The organism is Brumimicrobium salinarum (assembly GCF_002844555.1).
Taxonomy (GTDB): Bacteria; Bacteroidota; Bacteroidia; order Flavobacteriales_D; family Crocinitomicaceae; genus Brumimicrobium; species Brumimicrobium salinarum.
Genome location: NZ_PJNI01000005.1, coordinates 12,581 through 31,572, shown reverse-complemented (window position 1 = coordinate 31,572; position 18,992 = coordinate 12,581). Strand labels below are relative to the sequence as shown.

General features: G+C 34.8%; 16 protein-coding genes. 9 read left to right on the top strand and 7 right to left on the bottom strand.

What is annotated here, in order from left to right; translation table 11 throughout:
* Nucleotides 1-56: 56 nt before the first annotated feature.
* The gene (locus tag CW751_RS05725; protein WP_101334043.1) at nucleotides 57-926 is read right to left on the bottom strand and encodes a sigma-70 family RNA polymerase sigma factor; all 870 of its coding nucleotides are present in this window, start codon (nucleotides 924-926) and stop codon (nucleotides 57-59) included.
* A 252-nt stretch (nucleotides 927-1,178) separates the two neighbouring features.
* On the opposite strand from CW751_RS05725, the gene CW751_RS05720 reads away from it, so the two are divergent.
* Both CW751_RS05720 and meaB read left to right on the top strand, forming a co-directional pair.
* The gene (locus CW751_RS05720; protein ID WP_101334042.1) at nucleotides 1,179-1,985 is read left to right on the top strand and encodes a 2,3,4,5-tetrahydropyridine-2,6-dicarboxylate N-succinyltransferase; all 807 of its coding nucleotides are present in this window, start codon (nucleotides 1,179-1,181) and stop codon (nucleotides 1,983-1,985) included.
* A 15-nt stretch (nucleotides 1,986-2,000) separates the two neighbouring features.
* A complete protein-coding gene (gene meaB / locus CW751_RS05715; RefSeq protein WP_101334041.1) occupies nucleotides 2,001-3,032 on the top strand; it encodes a methylmalonyl Co-A mutase-associated GTPase MeaB in 1,032 nt (343 codons plus the stop codon).
* Nucleotides 3,033-3,696: 664 nt separating this feature from the next.
* Here meaB and ffh read toward each other — a convergent pair.
* A complete protein-coding gene (gene ffh, locus CW751_RS05710; RefSeq protein WP_101334040.1) occupies nucleotides 3,697-5,040 on the bottom strand; it encodes a signal recognition particle protein in 1,344 nt (447 codons plus the stop codon).
* A gap of 390 nt (nucleotides 5,041-5,430) precedes the next feature.
* On the opposite strand from ffh, the gene CW751_RS05705 reads away from it, so the two are divergent.
* The 7 genes from CW751_RS05705 (at nucleotide 5,431) to CW751_RS05675 (ending at nucleotide 12,329) form a co-directional block, all read left to right on the top strand.
* A complete protein-coding gene (locus tag CW751_RS05705) occupies nucleotides 5,431-6,564 on the top strand; it encodes a DegT/DnrJ/EryC1/StrS family aminotransferase (protein ID WP_101334039.1) in 1,134 nt (377 codons plus the stop codon).
* 75 nt (nucleotides 6,565-6,639) lie between these two features.
* Nucleotides 6,640-7,629 carry a UDP-glucuronic acid decarboxylase family protein gene (locus CW751_RS05700; RefSeq protein WP_101334038.1) on the top strand — a complete coding sequence of 330 codons (990 nt, stop codon included), beginning with the start codon at nucleotides 6,640-6,642 and terminating at the stop codon, nucleotides 7,627-7,629.
* A 1-nt stretch (nucleotide 7,630) separates the two neighbouring features.
* A complete protein-coding gene (locus tag CW751_RS05695) occupies nucleotides 7,631-8,212 on the top strand; it encodes an acyltransferase (RefSeq protein ID WP_101334037.1) in 582 nt (193 codons plus the stop codon).
* A 4-nt stretch (nucleotides 8,213-8,216) separates the two neighbouring features.
* A complete protein-coding gene (locus CW751_RS05690) occupies nucleotides 8,217-9,248 on the top strand; it encodes a Gfo/Idh/MocA family protein (protein ID WP_101334036.1) in 1,032 nt (343 codons plus the stop codon).
* Nucleotides 9,226-10,530 (top strand): nucleotide sugar dehydrogenase, encoded by a 1,305-nt coding sequence (locus CW751_RS05685; RefSeq protein WP_205677793.1) that lies wholly within the window; start codon nucleotides 9,226-9,228, stop codon nucleotides 10,528-10,530. Before CW751_RS05690 ends, CW751_RS05685 begins: the two co-directional genes overlap by 23 nt.
* On the top strand, nucleotides 10,530-11,579 hold the full coding sequence (rfbB, locus tag CW751_RS05680) for a dTDP-glucose 4,6-dehydratase (RefSeq protein ID WP_101334035.1): 1,050 nt from the start codon (nucleotides 10,530-10,532) through the stop codon (nucleotides 11,577-11,579). Before CW751_RS05685 ends, rfbB begins: the two co-directional genes overlap by 1 nt.
* 9 nt (nucleotides 11,580-11,588) lie before the next feature.
* On the top strand, nucleotides 11,589-12,329 hold the full coding sequence (locus CW751_RS05675) for a tyrosine-protein phosphatase (RefSeq protein ID WP_133122138.1): 741 nt from the start codon (nucleotides 11,589-11,591) through the stop codon (nucleotides 12,327-12,329).
* Between the two features lie 52 nt (nucleotides 12,330-12,381).
* Here CW751_RS05675 and fabD read toward each other — a convergent pair whose 3' ends face one another.
* The 5 genes from fabD to CW751_RS05650 form a co-directional block, all read right to left on the bottom strand.
* A complete protein-coding gene (gene fabD, locus CW751_RS05670) occupies nucleotides 12,382-13,266 on the bottom strand; it encodes an ACP S-malonyltransferase (RefSeq protein WP_101334033.1) in 885 nt (294 codons plus the stop codon).
* A 121-nt stretch (nucleotides 13,267-13,387) separates the two neighbouring features.
* The gene (locus tag CW751_RS05665) at nucleotides 13,388-13,729 is read right to left on the bottom strand and encodes a type II toxin-antitoxin system PemK/MazF family toxin (protein ID WP_240612537.1); all 342 of its coding nucleotides are present in this window, start codon (nucleotides 13,727-13,729) and stop codon (nucleotides 13,388-13,390) included.
* Entirely contained in the window at nucleotides 13,716-13,964 is a 249-nt protein-coding gene (locus CW751_RS05660; RefSeq protein WP_101334032.1) for a CopG family transcriptional regulator, read from the bottom strand. The genes CW751_RS05665 and CW751_RS05660 overlap by 14 nt, the downstream gene beginning before the upstream one ends.
* Nucleotides 13,965-14,036: 72 nt before the next feature.
* On the bottom strand, nucleotides 14,037-17,525 hold the full coding sequence (locus tag CW751_RS05655) for an ATP-binding protein (protein ID WP_133122137.1): 3,489 nt from the start codon (nucleotides 17,523-17,525) through the stop codon (nucleotides 14,037-14,039).
* Nucleotides 17,522-18,814, bottom strand: a complete 1,293-nt coding sequence (locus CW751_RS05650) for a metallophosphoesterase family protein (protein ID WP_101334030.1) — start codon at nucleotides 18,812-18,814, stop codon at nucleotides 17,522-17,524. Before CW751_RS05650 ends, CW751_RS05655 begins: the two co-directional genes overlap by 4 nt.
* Between the last annotated feature and the right edge of the window lie 178 nt (nucleotides 18,815-18,992).

Sequence of the window (18,992 nt, the reverse complement as noted above, 5' to 3'; positions counted from 1 at the left end):
ATTTCCTTCTCTCTTTTTTGGGTCTAAGGTTGGGTTAAAGTTTTTAGGTTTAGGAATTAACCTAAATACGATTTTAACAACTTACTTCTTGAAGTATGTCTTAATCTTCTAACCGCCTTTTCCTTAATTTGACGCACGCGTTCTCTGGTTAAATCGAAACGATAACCAATTTCATCTAGGCTCATTTGCCTATTTCCATCTAATCCATAATATAGTTTCACTACATCAGCCTCTCTCGTGGTTAAGGTTTTTAAAGAACGATTAATTTCTTTTTGAAGAGATTGGTGTAGTAGACTTGTTTCCGGTGTATCTAAACTGTCATTGTCCAATAAATCGTACATATTTGAACTTGAACTGTCGCCTTCTGTTAATGGCGCATCCATCGAAATATGTCTACCATTAGATGAAAGTGCTTGTTTGATGTCTTTCACAGGTATGTCGAGATATTCTGATAGCTCTTGATTGCTTGGTGGTCGCTCATACTTTTGCTCTAATTCCGAAAAAGCACGATTCACCTTTCCAATTGAACCAATTTTATTAAGTGGTAATCTTACCACTCTTGCTTGCTCTGCTAGCGCTTGAAGAATGGATTGTCTAATCCACCAAACTGCATAAGAAATAAATTTAAAACCTCTTGTTTCGTCAAATCTCTTGGCAGCTTTTATTAAACCAAGATTTCCTTCATTGATTAAGTCAGGAAGTGTTAAACCTTGATTTTGATATTGTTTGGCAACAGAAACAACAAACCTGAGGTTAGCGCGTGTCAAACGATCTAAAGCACGTTGGTCACCAGCTTTGATTCTTTGGGCTAATTCTACTTCCTCTTGCGCAGTAATTAAGTCAACCCGACCAATCTCAACTAGGTATTTATCCAACGACGCTGTTTCGCGATTGGTAACTTGCTTACTAATTTTTAATTGTCTCATATTTTTATTCTTTTTTGGGTGATGTTGTAAGTTTAATAACCTACATTTTTCACTATCTCACTTAATATAACGTTTAAATTTGATAAAAGTTGGTTTTTTAAAATATTTTTATTAATAAAAGCCCGATTTTAACAGTTTTTGTCTCATTTTCGACCGATTAACGGGGGAGTGGGCGCTGGTTTATCTAAAGTTCGTGTTTATTCTTTCGTTCATTGATAGAACTCTGTTATATTTGTTAAAAACGAAAATTAAATGAAAGATATCATTGAAAAAGCATGGGAGGATCGTTCTCTATTGAAAAATGAAGAAACCTTAAATGCTATAAATACTGTTGTTGAAGGTTTAGATAAAGGTGAGTACCGTGTGGCAACTCCAATTGATGGAGGTTGGGAGGTTAATGAATGGATTAAGAAAGCAGTAGTCATGTATTTTCCTATTCGAGAAATGGAAACAATTGAAGTGGGACCTTTTGAGTTTCATGATAAAATGGCTTTAAAAAAGAATTACAAGGAACTCGGAGTTCGTGTTGTCCCTCATGCAGTAGCACGTTATGGAGCGTATATTTCAAAAGGTGTTATTATGATGCCTTCTTACGTAAATATTGGAGCTTATGTGGATGAAGGAACGATGGTTGATACTTGGGCTACTGTAGGTTCTTGCGCTCAAATTGGTAAAAATGTTCATTTGAGCGGAGGTGTTGGTATTGGAGGTGTGCTTGAGCCGTTGCAAGCTGCTCCCGTTATTATTGAAGATGGAGCTTTTATTGGTTCTCGATGTATTGTTGTTGAGGGAGTAAGGGTTAGGAAGGAAGCTGTCCTCGGTGCAAATGTAGTATTGACGAAATCCACAAAAATTATTGATGTAACTGGTGAAGAGCCTCAGGAGATTAAAGGTGAAGTGCCTGAGAGAAGTGTTGTCATTCCAGGTTCATATACCAAGAGTTTTGCAGCAGGTGATTTCCAGGTTCCGTGTGCTTTAATTATTGGAAAAAGAAAAGCGAGTACAGATTTAAAGACTTCTTTAAATGATGCTTTGAGAACGCATAATGTGGCGGTTTAAATAAAAACTACATCAATGAATGAAGACCGATTAAAAAAATGGAAAGCGCAACGAGAGAAGCGAAAGCAGTCACTAAATCATGATGATTTATTAACGGGTATTCGCAATGGGAGTCTTCAAGCGTTGAGCAGTGGAATTACTTTATTAGAGAGTAATCGGTTGGAGGATCAAAAAATCGCACAGCAATTGGTAACCAGCTGTCTTAATTATGCCGGTCATTCAATAAGAGTCGGGATAACTGGTGTGCCAGGAGTTGGTAAGAGTACTTTTATAGAATCGTTCGGTCAGGTTGTCGTGAAAAATGGATATAAGATTGCTGTTTTAGCTGTCGATCCATCTTCAGAAAAAAGCGGTGGTAGCATTTTAGGGGATAAAACAAGGATGAATAAGCTTTCTGTTCTAGAGAATGCCTTTATTCGGCCTTCTGCTGCAGGGAAGTCCTTAGGTGGAGTTGCTAGAAAAACACGAGAGTCTATTGTTTTATGTGAGGCAGCAGGTTTTGATTTTATACTGATTGAAACCGTTGGAGTAGGGCAGTCTGAAACGATGGTTCATTCCATGGTTGATTTTTTCATGTTGTTGATGTTGGCTGGTGCTGGAGATGAGTTGCAAGGTATTAAAAGAGGGATAATGGAAATGGCCGATGCGCTAATTATTACCAAAGCAGATGGAGATAACTTGCTTAAAGCAAGAAGAGCAAAAAAAGAATATGAAAATGCAATGCACCTTTTTCCTCCAAGTAAAAGTGAGTGGATAGCTAAAACCTTAGTTGCTTCTGCTCTGGAGTCCTATAACATTGAAAAAGCTTTCGATATTGTCAAAAGCTATGAAAATCATACAAAAACAAATGGTTTTTTTGCGCATAAAAGAAAGGAGCAAGACAGGTATTGGTTGCACGAAACAATTGCTGACGGGTTAATAACTGATTTTTATGAAAATAGTCGTTTGAAAGATGCAATTAAGCGCATTGAACAAAGAGTTGTCGCTGGACAGATATCACCCTTTGAAGGTGCTGAAAAATTAATGAAACTTTATAACGAAGGTTGATTTTCTCAGTGAAACCCGAATATTCAATAAGAAAATGAAAAACACAACGCGCAAAGCGATGTTGTCTTTGCTATAAAATTATAATGATCGCATTGATTTTATTGAAAGGACTTACACGAGATCAGTAAAAAATACGAGTAGTGAATTTGCAAAAGCCTGGCTTTGATGTGATGATGTTTCCGTAAACGATCTGAATCTCAGTGGCTGAGGAGAGATAAGTGATTAATGTTTTATAACGATATTGTTTATCAAACCGTTTTCTTATAATTAATCCCGAAGGGATGGCATGTTTATAAAAACAAATAAATAGAAAAGTTACACAAACCCGGCTTTGCCGTGGTGACATTTTAGCAAACACTCTACATCACAGCAAGTTGAAAAATAAACCCTTAAAATAACATGTTTAAGTTAATTTGTCTAGGGTACAAACAGATTAACAAATATATTTACTTTTCTCCAACAATTATCTTTGATGCATGATCGCATTGATTTTATTGAAAGGACTTACACGATATCAGTCCAACCACCGATTCGTTGTCAATCATGAGATAGTTAATTAAATAACCATATCCCAAATGGTTAGATGCGTTGAACTACCTTGTTGAACTTAATTCAGTAGGATTGATACAACATTGAAAAGCAGTTGGTAAAACGGGTTAGAAGCTTACATTCCTGGGATACCGCCACCTTTCATTTGTTTCATCATGCTGGCCATATTTTTCTTATTGCTCATCATTTTCATCATTTTCTTGGTGTCGTTGAATTGTTTCAATAGTTTATTAACCTCTTGTAAACTTTGCCCACTTCCTTTTGCAATTCTTTTCTTTCTACTTACATCAATTGCTTTTGGGTTTTCACGTTCATACGGACTCATAGAATAAATGATGGCTTCAATGTGTTTAAAAGCATCATCTTCAATTTCAACGCCTTTCATGGCTTTACCCATTCCAGGAATCATCCCCATAAGATCTTTAACGTTACCCATTTTTTTAACTTGGTGCAATTGACTTAAGAAATCATTGAAATCAAATTGATTTTTCTTAATTTTCTTTTGAAGTTTCTGTGCTTCCTTTTCATCATATTGCTCTTGAGCTCTTTCAACTAAAGAAACAACATCACCCATCCCTAGGATACGGTCAGCCATTCTCTTCGGATAGAAAATGTCAATGGCATCCATTTTTTCACCTGTTCCAACAAACTTAATGGGCTTGTCTACAACTGCTTTAATAGAAATGGCCGCACCACCTCTTGTGTCACCGTCAAGTTTTGTAAGAATAACTCCATCAAAATTAATCTTCTCGTTAAATGCTTTAGCGGTGTTCACTGCATCTTGTCCTGTCATGGCGTCAACCACAAAAAGTGTTTCGGTTGGCTGAATAGCTTCTTTTACAGATGCTATTTCGTTCATCATCTCTTGATCTATAGCTAAACGACCAGCGGTATCGATGATTACAACATTATGACTGTTACTTTTGGCATGTTGTACCGCAGCTTCAGCAATTTTAACAGGATTTTTTTCTTCTTTATTCGAATATACTTCAACACCAATTTGTTCACCTAAAACATGCAGCTGATCAATCGCAGCTGGACGGTAAACATCACAAGCAACGAGCAATGGGTTTTTACCTTTTTTTGATTTTAAAAAATTAGCTAATTTTCCAGAAAATGTAGTTTTTCCAGAGCCTTGTAGTCCCGACATTAATATAACAGCAGGGTTTCCTTGGTAATTAACCTCTGTTTCATTTCCACCCATTAACTCTACCAATTGTTCATGGCAAATTTTTGTCATTAATTGACCAGGAGAAACAGCTGTTAAAACATCGCGACCTAACGCTTTTTCTTTTACTGTTTTTGTGAAATTTTTAGCTGTCTTGAAATTAACATCCGCATCCAATAACGCTCGGCGAACCTCTTTGAGTGTTTCTGCAACATTGACCTCAGAAATTTGTCCTTGTCCTTTGAGGACTTTAAACGCTTTTTCAAACTTATCTGTTAAATTCTCGAACATGCTTATAAATTTTGTTGAAATGCAAATTTAATAAAAACACATACACTAATCAAGAATTATTTTTTCTACTTCTTTTTTCCTGTAAATTAATGGTTTTTACGCCTATATTTTTATTTTGATCTTCAGAAGGCTATTCGATTTTCTGTTTTTTTAGCTAAATAATTTTTATCGGTGATTTGGTTTTTCGCTTTTTAGAAGAGTAGTTATTTATTGCGATGGTGTAATGGTTTTTGTAAAACAAATTAGTTGGACTCAAGTGTACGTTTAATTTAAGCTCTTCTTTTAATCAATTAAAATCTTAACCCCTTGTCTTTTTTGAATGTATCCATCTAAATATCTTTTCTTTTTGTTATTTTTGTCTGACCGAATTTAAAGGTGAAAATACATTTTATGAAAAAGATTCAAATGGTTGACTTAGTAAGTCAATATGAAAAAATAAAACCACAAGTACAATCAGCAATTAATACAATTTTAGATAAAGCACAGTTCATTAATGGACCTGATGTGGAGTCATTTAAAACTGAACTGGGTGATTACTTAGGGGCAGCACATGTTGTACCATGTGCCAATGGAACAGATGCTTTACAAATTGCAATGATGGCTTTAGGGTTAAAGCCAGGTGATGAAGTGATTACGCCTTCGTATACTTATATTGCAACCACGGAAGTGATTGGTCTGCTGGGATTAAAGCCTGTTTTTGTAGATTGTGAAAAAGATACTTTTAACATCTCTCCAAAAGCAATAGAGGCTGCAATAACTTCAAAGACTAAAGCGATTGTGCCCGTTCATTTATATGGTCAATCTTGTGATATGGAGGCGATAATGGCAATTGCTGAAAAGTATGACCTGAAAGTGATTGAAGATAATGCACAAGCGATAGGATCCGATTATACCTTTTCTGATGGAACAAAAAAGAAAACAGGAACCATCGGACATGTTGGGTGTACGAGCTTTTTTCCTTCTAAAAACCTAGGATGTTATGGTGACGGAGGTGCATTGTGTACACAAGACGAGCAATTAGCCGAAAAATTGGCCATGGTTGCTAATCACGGACAGAGTAAGCGTTATTATCATGATATGGTTGGCTGTAACTCACGATTAGATTCTATTCAAGCTGCAGTGCTTAGAATTAAATTGAATTTATTGGATGAATATATCGATGCTCGACGAGAAGCAGCAGATTATTATGATTCAAGGTTTAAAAATATCGACGCCTTAACAATTCCTTATAGAGCGCAAAACACGAAACATGTTTTTCACCAATATACTTTACAGTTGACAGATGATGTAAATCGAGATGAATTAGTTGCCTTTTTAGGAAAAAAGGATATTCCGGCTATGATTTACTACCCCGTGCCAGCTCATGCCCAAAAAATGTTTGCTACAATTGAAACTTCAAGCGGAAAATTAGAAAATACAGATTGGTTAACGAGTCGTGTTTTTTCATTACCAATGCATACAGAATTAGAAAAAGATCAGTTGCAATATATATGCGATGCTGTAATTGAGTTTATTGAGCAATAATGAAACTGTTTGTTTTAAAATGGAGATATAATGTGACTAACAGTTTAATTGATAACTCCATATAAATCTTTAAAGATGTCAAGAAAAAGAGTTTTAATAACAGGTGCGGCTGGATTTTTAGGTTCACATTTATGTGATCGTTTTGTAAAAGATGGATTTCATGTAATTGGAATGGACAATTTGATTACAGGAAGATTGTCTAATATTGAACATTTGTTTCCGAATGAACATTTTGAATTTTATCACCAAGATGTTTCTCAATTTATACATGTTCCTGGAAAACTAGATTATATTTTACATTTTGCTTCGCCTGCAAGTCCGATTGATTATTTGAAAATCCCTATCCAAACATTAAAGGTGGGTTCTTTAGGAATCCATAATTGTTTAGGATTAGCACGTGTTAAGAAAGCTCGTGTGCTGATTGCTTCTACATCGGAGGTCTATGGAGATCCTGAGGTGCATCCTCAAACAGAAGATTATTGGGGGAATGTTAATCCGATAGGGCCTAGAGGTGTTTATGACGAAGCAAAAAGGTTCCAGGAGGCAATGACTATGGCTTACCATACTTACCACGGTTTAGAGACAAGGATTGTTCGCATTTTTAATACTTATGGACCGCGAATGCGATTGAATGACGGACGTGTTTTACCTGCTTTTATTGGTCAGTCTTTACGTGGTGAAGATCTAACTATTTTTGGAGATGGCAGCCAAACTCGATCTTTTTGTTATGTAGATGATTTGATAGACGGAATCGTACGGTTGTTATTTTCGGATTATGTTGAACCTGTAAATATTGGAAATCCAGACGAGATATCAATTCGTGATTTTGCAGAAGAAATTATAAAACTTACGGGAACAACGCAGAAAGTAATATACAAGGATTTACCAGTGAATGATCCAAAGCAAAGGCAACCTGATATTTCTAGAGCAAAAAGCATTTTGGATTGGTCGCCTAAAGTAAAACGATCAGATGGACTTAAATTAACTTATAAATATTTCAAAGGGTTGTCGAAAGACGAGCTATTTTTGAAAGAACATAATAAGTTTGACGCATATATAAAGTAATATGAGTAAGAACGAGGACTTTTTTGCACACCAAACAGCTGTAATAGATGAAGGTTGTACCATTGGAAAAGGAACCAAAATCTGGCACTTTTCCCATTTAATGCCTAATTGCCGATTAGGAGAAAATTGCAATGTAGGACAAAATGTGGTAATTTCACCTGAGGTAGTTTTAGGCAACAATGTGAAGGTTCAAAATAATGTTTCTATTTATACGGGGGTTGAATGTGAAGATGATGTTTTTTTAGGCCCATCAATGGTTTTTACAAATGTTATAAATCCGAGAAGTGCCATTGTTAGAAGGGATCAATATAGCAAAACCCTGGTAAAAAAAGGAGCTTCTATCGGTGCGAATGCAACAATTGTTTGCGGTCATGATATTGGAGAATACGCGTTTATCGGTGCAGGAGCGGTAATCACCAAAACAGTTAAGCCTTATGCCTTGGTTGTAGGGAATCCAGCCCAACAAATAGGTTGGATGAGTGAGTATGGGCATCGACTTCATTTTAACGAAAAAAGTGAAGCTATTTGTCCAGAGAGTAAAGAGGTGTATATGATAAAAGATGGAAAAGTGACTAAGCGATAAGTTTATGGAGAACAAAATAAAGTTTGTAATAATTGGAGCTGGACACATTGGAAAAAGGCACGCAACTATGATTCAAGAGAATCAAGAGGCGGAATTGGTCGCGTTAATTGATATTTTACCGCAAGAAAAATTATCAATTGAACATTTTGAAGTCCCTTTTTTTAATTCGATTGCAGATCTCTTAGCGTCTAATATTGAATTTGATATTGCAAGTATATGTACCCCAAATGGTTTACATGCTGAACAAAGCATTCAAATTTTATCGGAAAATAAACATGTGGTATGCGAAAAACCGATGGGACTCTCAAAAGATAATTGCGAACGTGTTATCTTTAAATCTTTGCAAATGTCAAAACATGTCTTTTGTGTGATGCAAAATAGATATTCTCCGCCTTCAACATGGATCAAAAGCGTTGTTGAAGATCAAATTTTAGGAGAGATTTATATGGTTCAAATTAATTGCTATTGGAACCGTGATGACCGCTATTACAAGGATGGAAATTGGAAAGGAACAAAAGGTTTAGACGGAGGAACATTGTTTACACAGTTTTCTCACTTTATTGATATCATGTATTGGTTGTTTGGTGATATTAAAAATATCCAAGGGAAATTTGCAGATTTCAATCATAAAGATACAACAGACTTTGAAGATTCAGGGTTTGTAAATTTTGATTTTGTTCAAGGTGGAATGGGAAGTTTAAATTACTCAACAGCCATTGCTAATCGAAATTTAGAATCCTCGATGACGATTATTGGAGAGAAAGGTTCTGTTAAAATAGGAGGGCAATACATGAATGAAGTGGAGATTTGCGAGATTGAAAACTATGAAATGCCTGATCTAGCTCCAACGAATCCAGGAAATGATTATGGGAGTTATAAAGGATCTGCAGCGAACCATCATTTTGTTATTCAAAATGTTGTTGATACTTTGAAAGGAAAAAACACAGCTACAACTAATGCCCTTGAAGGATTAAAAGTAGTTGAAATAATTGAACGAATTTATAAAATAAGAGATGAACAATACAATGCACAGTAACCTAATTGAAAAGAAAGAAAAATTAGCCGTAATTGGCTTAGGATATGTTGGATTACCTATAGCCTTAGAGTTTGCACGAAAGATGGATGTTATTGGGTTTGATATCAATCAATCACGTGTTGAGATGATGAATAATAATGTAGACCCGAGTAATGAATTGGAATCATCAGATTTTGAAGGTAAAACAATTAAGTTTACTTCGAATTTGCAAGATTTAAAGGCAGCCAAATTTTTTGTTGTGGCTGTTCCAACACCGATAGACGAATCAAACCGTCCAGATTTAACTCCACTTTTAGCGGCTTCCAAAACAGTAGGAAAAGTCCTAAAGTCTGGAGATTATGTGGTTTTTGAATCTACAGTATATCCAGGATGTACAGAAGAGGATTGTATACCTGTATTAGAAAAAGAATCAGGGCTTAAGGCGGGTAAAGATTTTCACGTAGGCTATTCACCAGAACGGATCAATCCAGGTGATAAAGTTCATACATTACAAAATGTAGTAAAAGTTGTTTCTGGAGACACAGAGACTTCATTGGATCAAATTGCTAAGGTTTATGAAGAGGTAGTTGGTGCTGGTGTTCATCGTGCTTCTTCTATTAAAGTTGCAGAGGCGGCAAAAATTATTGAGAATACGCAAAGAGATGTAAATATTTCATTAATTAATGAGCTCTCAAAAATATTTAATAAGCTAGATATCAATACTTATGAAGTGTTGGAGGCTGCTGGAACAAAATGGAATTTTCTTAATTTTAAACCAGGACTTGTAGGTGGACATTGTATTGGAGTTGATCCTTACTATTTAACCTATAAAGCCAAACAATTGGGGTATCATGCTGAGATAATCAATAGTGGTCGTTCTGTAAATGACTCAATGGGCTTTTACATTGGTAAACAAACTGTAAAACGCATGATTGGACAAGGCAAAAATATGAATGAGTCTAAGGTACTGATCATGGGGGCGACATTTAAAGAAAATGTGAGTGATATTAGAAATTCAAAAGTTATTGACTTAATCAATGAATTGAAATCTTTCTCTGTTGCTGTTGATGTAATTGATCCACACGCTTCCTCTGAAGAAATGAAAAAGGAATACGGTGTTGAATTAGCAAAATCTACAGCTGAAGATTATGATGCTGTGATTGTTGCGGTTAATCATCAGGAGTACCTTAACCTTGAAGAAAAGGACTTTAAAGCTTATTTAAAAGATGGAAACGGTGTTTTTGTGGATATTAAAGGTGTGTTTAAAAACAAAATTTTGGAATTAGAATACTGGAGTTTATAATGGAAAAGAATATCTTGATTACTGGAGGCGCTGGATTTATTGGATCACATGTCGTAAGACGAATGGTGAACCGTTATCCTGACTATCATTTTGTGAATTTTGACAAATTGACTTACGCAGGGAATTTAAAAACACTTGCCGATATTGAAAGTAAATCCAATTATACGTTTGTAAAAGGAGATATTTGTAATCCAGCGGATTTAAACAAGGTGTTTTCTACCCATGATATTACAGATGTTATTCACCTTGCAGCAGAGTCGCATGTTGATCGCTCTATATCAGGTCCCATGGAATTTGTTTTGTCAAATGTTGTTGGAACAGTAAACTTATTGAATAGCTGTAGAAATCATTGGTCAGACTTCTCAAAGCATGTTTTTTATCACATTTCAACTGATGAGGTATATGGTAGTTTAGGAAAAGAGGGTTTGTTTGAAGAAACGACTCCTTATGATCCCAGAAGTCCATATTCTGCCTCAAAAGCTAGTGCAGATCATTTTGTAAGAGCTTACTACCATACTTATAACATAAACATTAAAATATCTAATTGTTCAAACAATTACGGAAGCCACCAATTTCCCGAAAAGTTAATTCCTTTAATGATTCATAATGCAGTTGAAGGAAAAGATTTACCTATTTATGGTGATGGATTAAACATTCGTGATTGGTTATGGGTGGAAGATCATGCGGCTGCCATTGATTTGATTTTTCACGAAGGTAGAGTTGGAGAGACATATAACATTGGTGGGTTAAATGAGTGGACTAATATTGATTTAGTAAAGCGTTTAGCTAGTATTATTGATCAAAAATTAGAAAGAAAAGAAGGAACTACCGCCAAACAGATTACTTTTATAAAAGATAGAGCTGGACATGACCGACGATACGCAATTGATGCTTCAAAATTAGAAAGGGAACTAGACTGGAAACCTTCTATTACTTTTGAAGAAGGTCTCGACAAAACAGTTGACTGGTATCTATCTAATCAAGAATGGGTAAAAGACGTTATTTCTGGAGAATATCAAGAATATTACCAAAAGCAATATCAAAAATAAAAAACAAAAATGTTTAACACTCTTTTTAGAGGTAGAAAGAAGCATCCTTTTGATCTCAATCAACTAAAGGTGGATATGCATAGCCATTTGATTCCAGGAATTGACGATGGTTCACCTTCAATGCAGGCAACTATAGAAATGTTAAAGGGTTTTGTAGATTTAGGATATGAAAAGGTGATTACTACGCCACACATTATGTTTGATTTCTATAAAAATACGCCAAAAATTATTCGTGATGGATTAGCAGATGTACAAAATGAAATACGTAATCAACAAATTCCAATCACGCTAGAAGCTGCTGCTGAATATTATTTTGATGAACATTTTTTATCTCTTATTGATAAGGACGAACTTCTGACTTTTGGAAATCGTCATTTATTGTTTGAGTTTTCCTTTAGAACTAAACCAAATGGTGTAGATGAAGTTGTTTTTGAATTGAAATCGAAAGGATATCAACCTATTTTGGCACATTATGAGAGGTATTTGTTCTTTCTTTCAGATGGAGTTAAGCCAGCTGAAAAATTAAAATCTAAAGGCGTTGAAATTCAGATGAATCTAAATTCATTAACGGGGTATTATGGACAAAAAGTAAAGCGTCAAGCTGAGCTTCTTGTAGACGCTAACTTAATTGATTATCTAGGTACAGATTGTCACAGATTAGTACATTTAGAAATGATAAAGGCAAATTTGGATAGTAAATACTTTAGAAAGCTTAATGAAATGACTTTTAAAAATGCAGATCTATATTAAAAATATTGTAAGGTTATTATTTTAACAACCTTACAATAGATCTATGTGTATTTTATTCAATTCCCGCGCTAGATGTGGGGAACTTACGATCAACTTTTTTGAAAAGTCCTTGTAAGACCTTTCCAGGACCTACCTCGATTACTTCTTCGCATCCATCAGCAATCATTTGCTGCATCGTTTGTGTCCATTTTACAGGAGCTGTTAACTGTGCAATTAAATTGTTTTTTATTTCATTAATATCAGAAACAGCTCTTGCAGTTACATTCTGATAAACAGGACAAATACCATTAGCAAACGGAGTTTCTTGTATTGCCATCTCCAGCTTCTCACGCGCAGGTTCCATTAAAGGAGAATGAAAAGCTCCACCAACGGGTAAGGGTAAAGCCCTTTTTGCACCTGCTTCTTTTGCTTTCTCACAAGCTATTTCTATACCTTTTTTAGATCCTGAAATAACAAGCTGACCTGGACAATTGTAATTAGCTGCTACTACAACTTCGTCAATATTTGCGCAAATTTCTTCAACCTTCGTATCTTCAAGTCCTAAAATGGCAGCCATTGTTGAAGGTTCAGCATCACATGCCTCTTGCATTGCTAAAGCACGCTGGTAAACTAATTTTAAACCATCTTCAAAAGACAGAACACCATTGGCCACCAATGCAGAAAACTCACCCAAGGAATGACCCGCAACCATATCTGGCTTAAACGAAGTTCCAAGGACTTTAGCTAAAATTACCGAATGTAAAAAAATTGCAGGCTGTGTTACTTTCGTTTCTTTTAGCTCCTCATTTGTCCCGTTAAACATAATTTCTGTGATGTTAAACCCTAAAATCTCATTCGCTTTTTCAAAAAGATCTTTGGCTATCGGTGACGTTTCATAAAGGTCTTTTCCCATTCCTATAAATTGAGCTCCTTGACCTGGAAATACGTATGCTTTCATATTTTTCTATTTTTATGCGAATTTAAAAATTTTTTGTCTAATCAACCGATGTCTTCTCTTTTGATATTTTTCAATGGTTTTTAAATAGTAGTATTAAGCAATATTATTCTACCACATTAATTTAATACCTTAAAATATCATCCAAACAGTTCTTAATTTGCTGAAGCTCTTCATTGGAAATAACTCCCACTTTTTTAAGAAGTCGGTCTTTTGACATTGAGCGCAAATGAAAAGTTAAAATCTCTGATGTTTGCTTAAGTTGGTTCTTATCATCGGGTAAGAGAACAACATTTCCTTGGTAGTTTTTAATTTTAGTTGTTAAAGGACAAGTGATGACGACGTTCAAATGTTTGTTCATTAAATCCCCACTAATAATAACTACAGGTCGAATCTCAGCCTGTTCACTACCTTTTGTTGGATCAAGATCAGTGAGCCAAATGTCACGTTGTTTAATCTTTTTCATCTTCGGCTTCTAGTTGAGAAAGATAATCCTCCATTCCTTCTTCGGCCATTGTTAGTAAGTTTTTATCGTTGGCCATACGTTTGAATGATTGTGCATAAGCATTTTTATTCAGCTGATCCAAATAAATTGTAAGTGCTTTCTCAATGAGTTTGTTTTTAGGCATACCAAGTGCTTTAGCTTTTTTTTCAAGAAGCTGAAGCAGGTGATCTGGAAGTGAACTTGTGAATGTTGCCATGATACTTTGTATTTATAAAATGTAAATATAAATAATATTTATCAATATTGTTTACAAATAATAGTTTTATTTCTAACTTACCACCCTTTCTAAAAAACGCTCAATATCTTCAACGCTTAAATTACTATTCGAAATCACTGCCTGTAAGCGAATCATGATCTCTTCATTATCGAGGACTTCATTGTTGTCAATATATTGATGCGTGAGCAAATAATTCTCTAATTCTTCGATGTTATCTGTTCTGAATCGTGAAACGTCTCCATTATTTAATGCCTGTAGAAGCGCTTTTGGATCTCCGTTAAGATCATTGAGTTTTTCGCTGACTTTGTCAATAAAAGAAGAACTAACAGCATCTGAATTTTGTAAAATACTTCTGTCAATTGGAAGACTGCGCCCTGTTTTATACAGTTCTTGGAATCGTTTTAAGACATTGATTTGATTTGAAAGTTGAGTGAAAGTAGCTTCATCTAAATTTTCAATCTTTCCTTTATTTTTGTGATAACTTTCTAATTGCCCCCATGTTTTTATTCCTTTCTCTAAGGCTGAATGAAGTAAATCTAAATCTTCTACAAGGTACCAAAGTGACATTTTACCAAGGTTTTGGGTCAAAACATTAAATGATGGAACAGCAATAAAATCTTTATATTCTTGATGTGTCTTACCTGATGGCGAAGGGATTTTATGTGTTAACTGAAAACCGCTGAATTCAGTTTTAAATTGATCAGATGAAATAACTTCATTTCCTTCGCTGTTTAATCGAATGACTTTGCTTTCAAGATTCGTTTTTGATAAATAAGTTTGCCATTTTTTTACTTCATCTTCTTGTGCTGTAAAATAAAAAACTTGACGACCTTTTCGGCTGATTTCAATCAATGCTTCAATTATGGCTTGCGCTCTTTCATCATCACTGTTGGCCAATAATTCATCCGCTAAAATAGGCAGCCTCACAACAGATTCAACAGTTTCAATATAGGCTAAGCGAACGGCAAGTAAAAGTTGAACGCGTGTTCCTGTAGAAAGTTCTGTCAACCTAAAGCTGCGTTTCAAATTGGTGTCGAAAGCCTGGAACTGCACGTCGTTACCTTCGTTTAATATCAATTCATACCTTCCTAATGTAATTTGATTGAACAACTTATTTGCTTTGTTGAAAACCTCAGGTCTGTTTTTGTGTTGCGTTTCTTCTTTTAAAGCTTCAATAATTAAGCTTCCCGTAACACTGGTTAAATGATTTTCGTAATCTTGATAAAGCACTTCCAATGCTTCGTCTTTTTGAATAAGTACATCTTCTAATTCATGGCCTTTCTTTTTTTCCTCAATTCTTGTTTTAATTTGAGTAATCTCTTCTTTTATTTCATCTAATTCTTTAGCCGCTTCGGTGAAAAATTGCTGCTTTTCAGCTGCTTCATCTATGGCGAGTGTTGATATTTCGTTCTTATATTCATTAAAAAGAGAATGCTCTTGTAACGCGTGATCTAGCTTGTTGAAATTTTGTTTTGCAGCAAAATGTTTGTCCTTTGTAGCATTGTAATTTCCTTTTTGTTGAATCAATTCTTCCAACTCATTTTGTTGATGTTCTTGGATTCCAATTTTGTCATAAATGGTTTGCAAACGCTGATTGTAAGTGTCTAATGCCTTTTGCTGTTCTTCTTCAATACTTCTATTTCTGTCTATTTCGTCATTCTCATTTTTAAAAATTTGACTTTCCTCTTTTAATTCGCGTGCCAAAGATTCCGCAGAAATTAAATCTGAAGCTTTTTCAAAATTAGCCTTGACAAAAATTGTGTTTATAATGTCTAAAATTTCTTGGATATTTTTATTTGCTATCTCGAATGCTGATTCCAGAGACTTACGATTTACATTAGCTTCTTGCCATTTCTGAACCTGAACAAGATAAAAATACAAACTACTGAAATCAGTTTGATCTATTGTAGGAAAACTAGGTACACTTTGAAGTTTTGTGAGCCACTTTTCACGTTCCGTGTTTACGCTGTTAATCTTATCTTCTAATTTATCTAGCTTGGTTTTACAAGTGTTTAATCGTCTTTCAAGTTCTTCATTTTCTTTCGATTTTGACAATGCAACAAATAATTCTTCGAGTCTTTCAATGATTTTGTCAGTTTCCCAACTTTCAGGAGGAGTCAAACCAGTTTTTAAAAAATCTTCACGTCTAATCTTTAAAGTGCTCGACTGAGGAGCCGAATTGGATGAAGTATTTTTAGCCATGAAATAAGCAATTCCAACAAAAATAACTGAAGCTGCAATACCAATCCAACCTAGAAAAAAACCTAGAATTGATGTCAATACTGCAAAACTCGCGATGAGCATTACTTTACTCAGTGAAATTCCTGCTTGTTCAAATTGAACAGGCTCTTTTAACCAAGCTGATAAGGCGTTAATTCCTAAATTGTAAGTGTTTTCATCGTGACTTAAATCTTTTTGCTGATTAAGCTCTTGCTCTAAATCTATTATTTCAGCTTCAAGCCAATATTTTTCTCCCAAGACTTGTTGCGCTTCACGGTATAAAGTGTCGAGTCCCTTAACGTTCTCTAGGTTTACACCTTGCCAATCATCCGGGTTTATGTTCTCATCAATGGCAGAAATCGAATTTTTTTCAACAGTTTTCGCTTTTTCAATTTCTACTTTTAATTGATTAACCTCACGATGATTTTCGGCTAAAACTTTAATTCTTTCTTCAAGCTCTTGAATCTTTGATTGGTCTATTTCTTCAGGATTTAATTTCAAAGATTTTAATTGATTTTCACTCGCTTTAATCTGTTTTTGAGCTGTATTAATCTTGGCCTGACAAGCGTTTACATCTGTTTTTAAATTCTGAATCTGTTCAGGTTCATCTCCATTGATTTTTTCTAATTCTTTTGGAAATGAGTTGAGTTCACGCGTTAATTGAGTGTATTCACTTTTTGCAGTTAAATAGGTTTTTACTTTTAAATAGAACTGACTTAATTTATCTGCTTCTATTGCTTTGTCTTTATCCTTGTTGAGTTGAGCTAGTTTTTCTTCCTCACTTTTTAAGGCTTTATGTTGATTTCGAACTTCTCGGAATTTATTCTCAATTTCACTCAGGTTTTTAAACTCTTTAGACTTCCTTTTATTTATAGAACCAGAATATTCTAACTTGTTTTTGGCAGCTTCTAAATCATAACCTCCAATTGATTGTTTTACAATTTCTTTGGCAAGATCATTTTCATTTCCTTCCACAAAATTATGTAAAGCCAGCAGGTACTTCTGGTGTCCTTCTTTTGGAGGAAGTCCTGTGATTTCTTCATTAATTCCGTTTCTTTCACTTCTTATGTGGCCGGCATCAATATCTACTTCCCATTGGGATGCATCAATTTTAACTGTACCGTGTAAGCTTAGGTTTTCAATCTCATTTTTCCAAATCAATTCTTGAATCGCTCTTGCAGTTGTGCTTTTTCCAGAAGCATTTGGCCCCGCTATAATGTTCACATTTGGCGCAAGTTCATCAATGTTTTGAAGTCCATGTATAAAACCTGGTGCTTTTCTAATAGAAAGTGAATGTATAGTGTAAGGTGACTTTTTCATTTTTGTTGTTCGATTAATTCGGTGAGTATTTTGTTGCATTCATTCATCAAAAAAGAAGTTCTGTTTTCATGGTTTTCAATGTCGAAGCGTTCACTTTGTTGAATGGGTTGATAAACGGGTAATTGACGAATCTGTTCTTGTTTCTGCTCCCATTTTTCTAATAATTGGTCAGCAAAAGCAGTGCTTTCTCCTTTTTCTAATGCAAGAATAGTTTGTGCCAAAACTCCTGTTGGAGATGCTACTTTAGCAAGTTCTTCTAAGTTGTCTACCTTTGATTTTAGAAAGTTTTTTACTTTTCGAACCGTACATAATGTTTCAGTTGTACTCACTTCATTTGAAAAATCATCGATGATTGGTCTTACCCAATTTATCGCTTGTTCAATGTTGCTGTTTCGACCGATTAAATGAATGTCAAATATCAAAAATGCAACATGTTCCAATTCATCAACCATATTTTCTGCAAAATCGATTAATGTTTGCGTTACTTTATTTCTAACCCATTCTTGCGTATTCAAATCAGATAAGTCAATATCAACTGATTCATATCGAACAGGAGAAAGTGAAATATTCGTTTTTTCAATAGAAGTCGGAGATTGAATGGTAAGCAAAACTGGTCCGTGCGCTCCTGTTTCTTTTGCACTTAAAGCATGAGGAGAGCCAGGATAGAGCACCAAAGGTTCTGCGTTATTAATGATTTGCGGTTTGTGAATATGTCCAAGCATCCATGCATTTACGGGGAGATTTAAAAACTGATTGGAGTTTATTGGAGCGTATCGACTGTCGGGAACATCAACATCTCCGTGCAATAAACCGATAGATGGAATAGCTTTGTTTAAAGCTGGAAGATTAAATGAAAGTAAGGGACTATCATGAAAATGGTTTGATGGAAATGACCAACCAACAAATTGCAGTTTATCTGAGCCTTTCTCAAAAGTTTTCATTTCCCAGGTTCCACCTTTTCCAAGTAAATGAATGTTAGGATATTTCTCATTGTCTACCAATTGAGATAAAACCTTGTAATCATGATTTCCAGACACCATAAAAACTTCGATATTGGCTTTTAGCAAACGTTCAAATCCTGATTGCAAAGGACCAATCGCTTCAAAATACCTGTTGTTTTGATCTACTACATCTCCCGTTAGGGCCACGGCATCAATCTTATTTTGAATCGCGTAATCAACCAATTTCAACCAAGTTGTTTTCGTTGCGCTGATTGGAGTGTTTTCAGGTGTGCTTGATGATTTTTTTCCGATATGTATATCGCCGGTGACAAGTATTTTTAGTGCCATATTCTGGATTTATTCTAATGGTTTTCGATTGATGAAGATACAAGGATTGTTTATCATTTGCAAGGAGATTTAAACTTAGAATCTTTATTTAATGAATATTTCTTTTCAAAGAAACATATCAGAATCTTAATTTTTATTCTAATTATTTTTCTATCTTAATGTAGAGTTATGTCAAAAT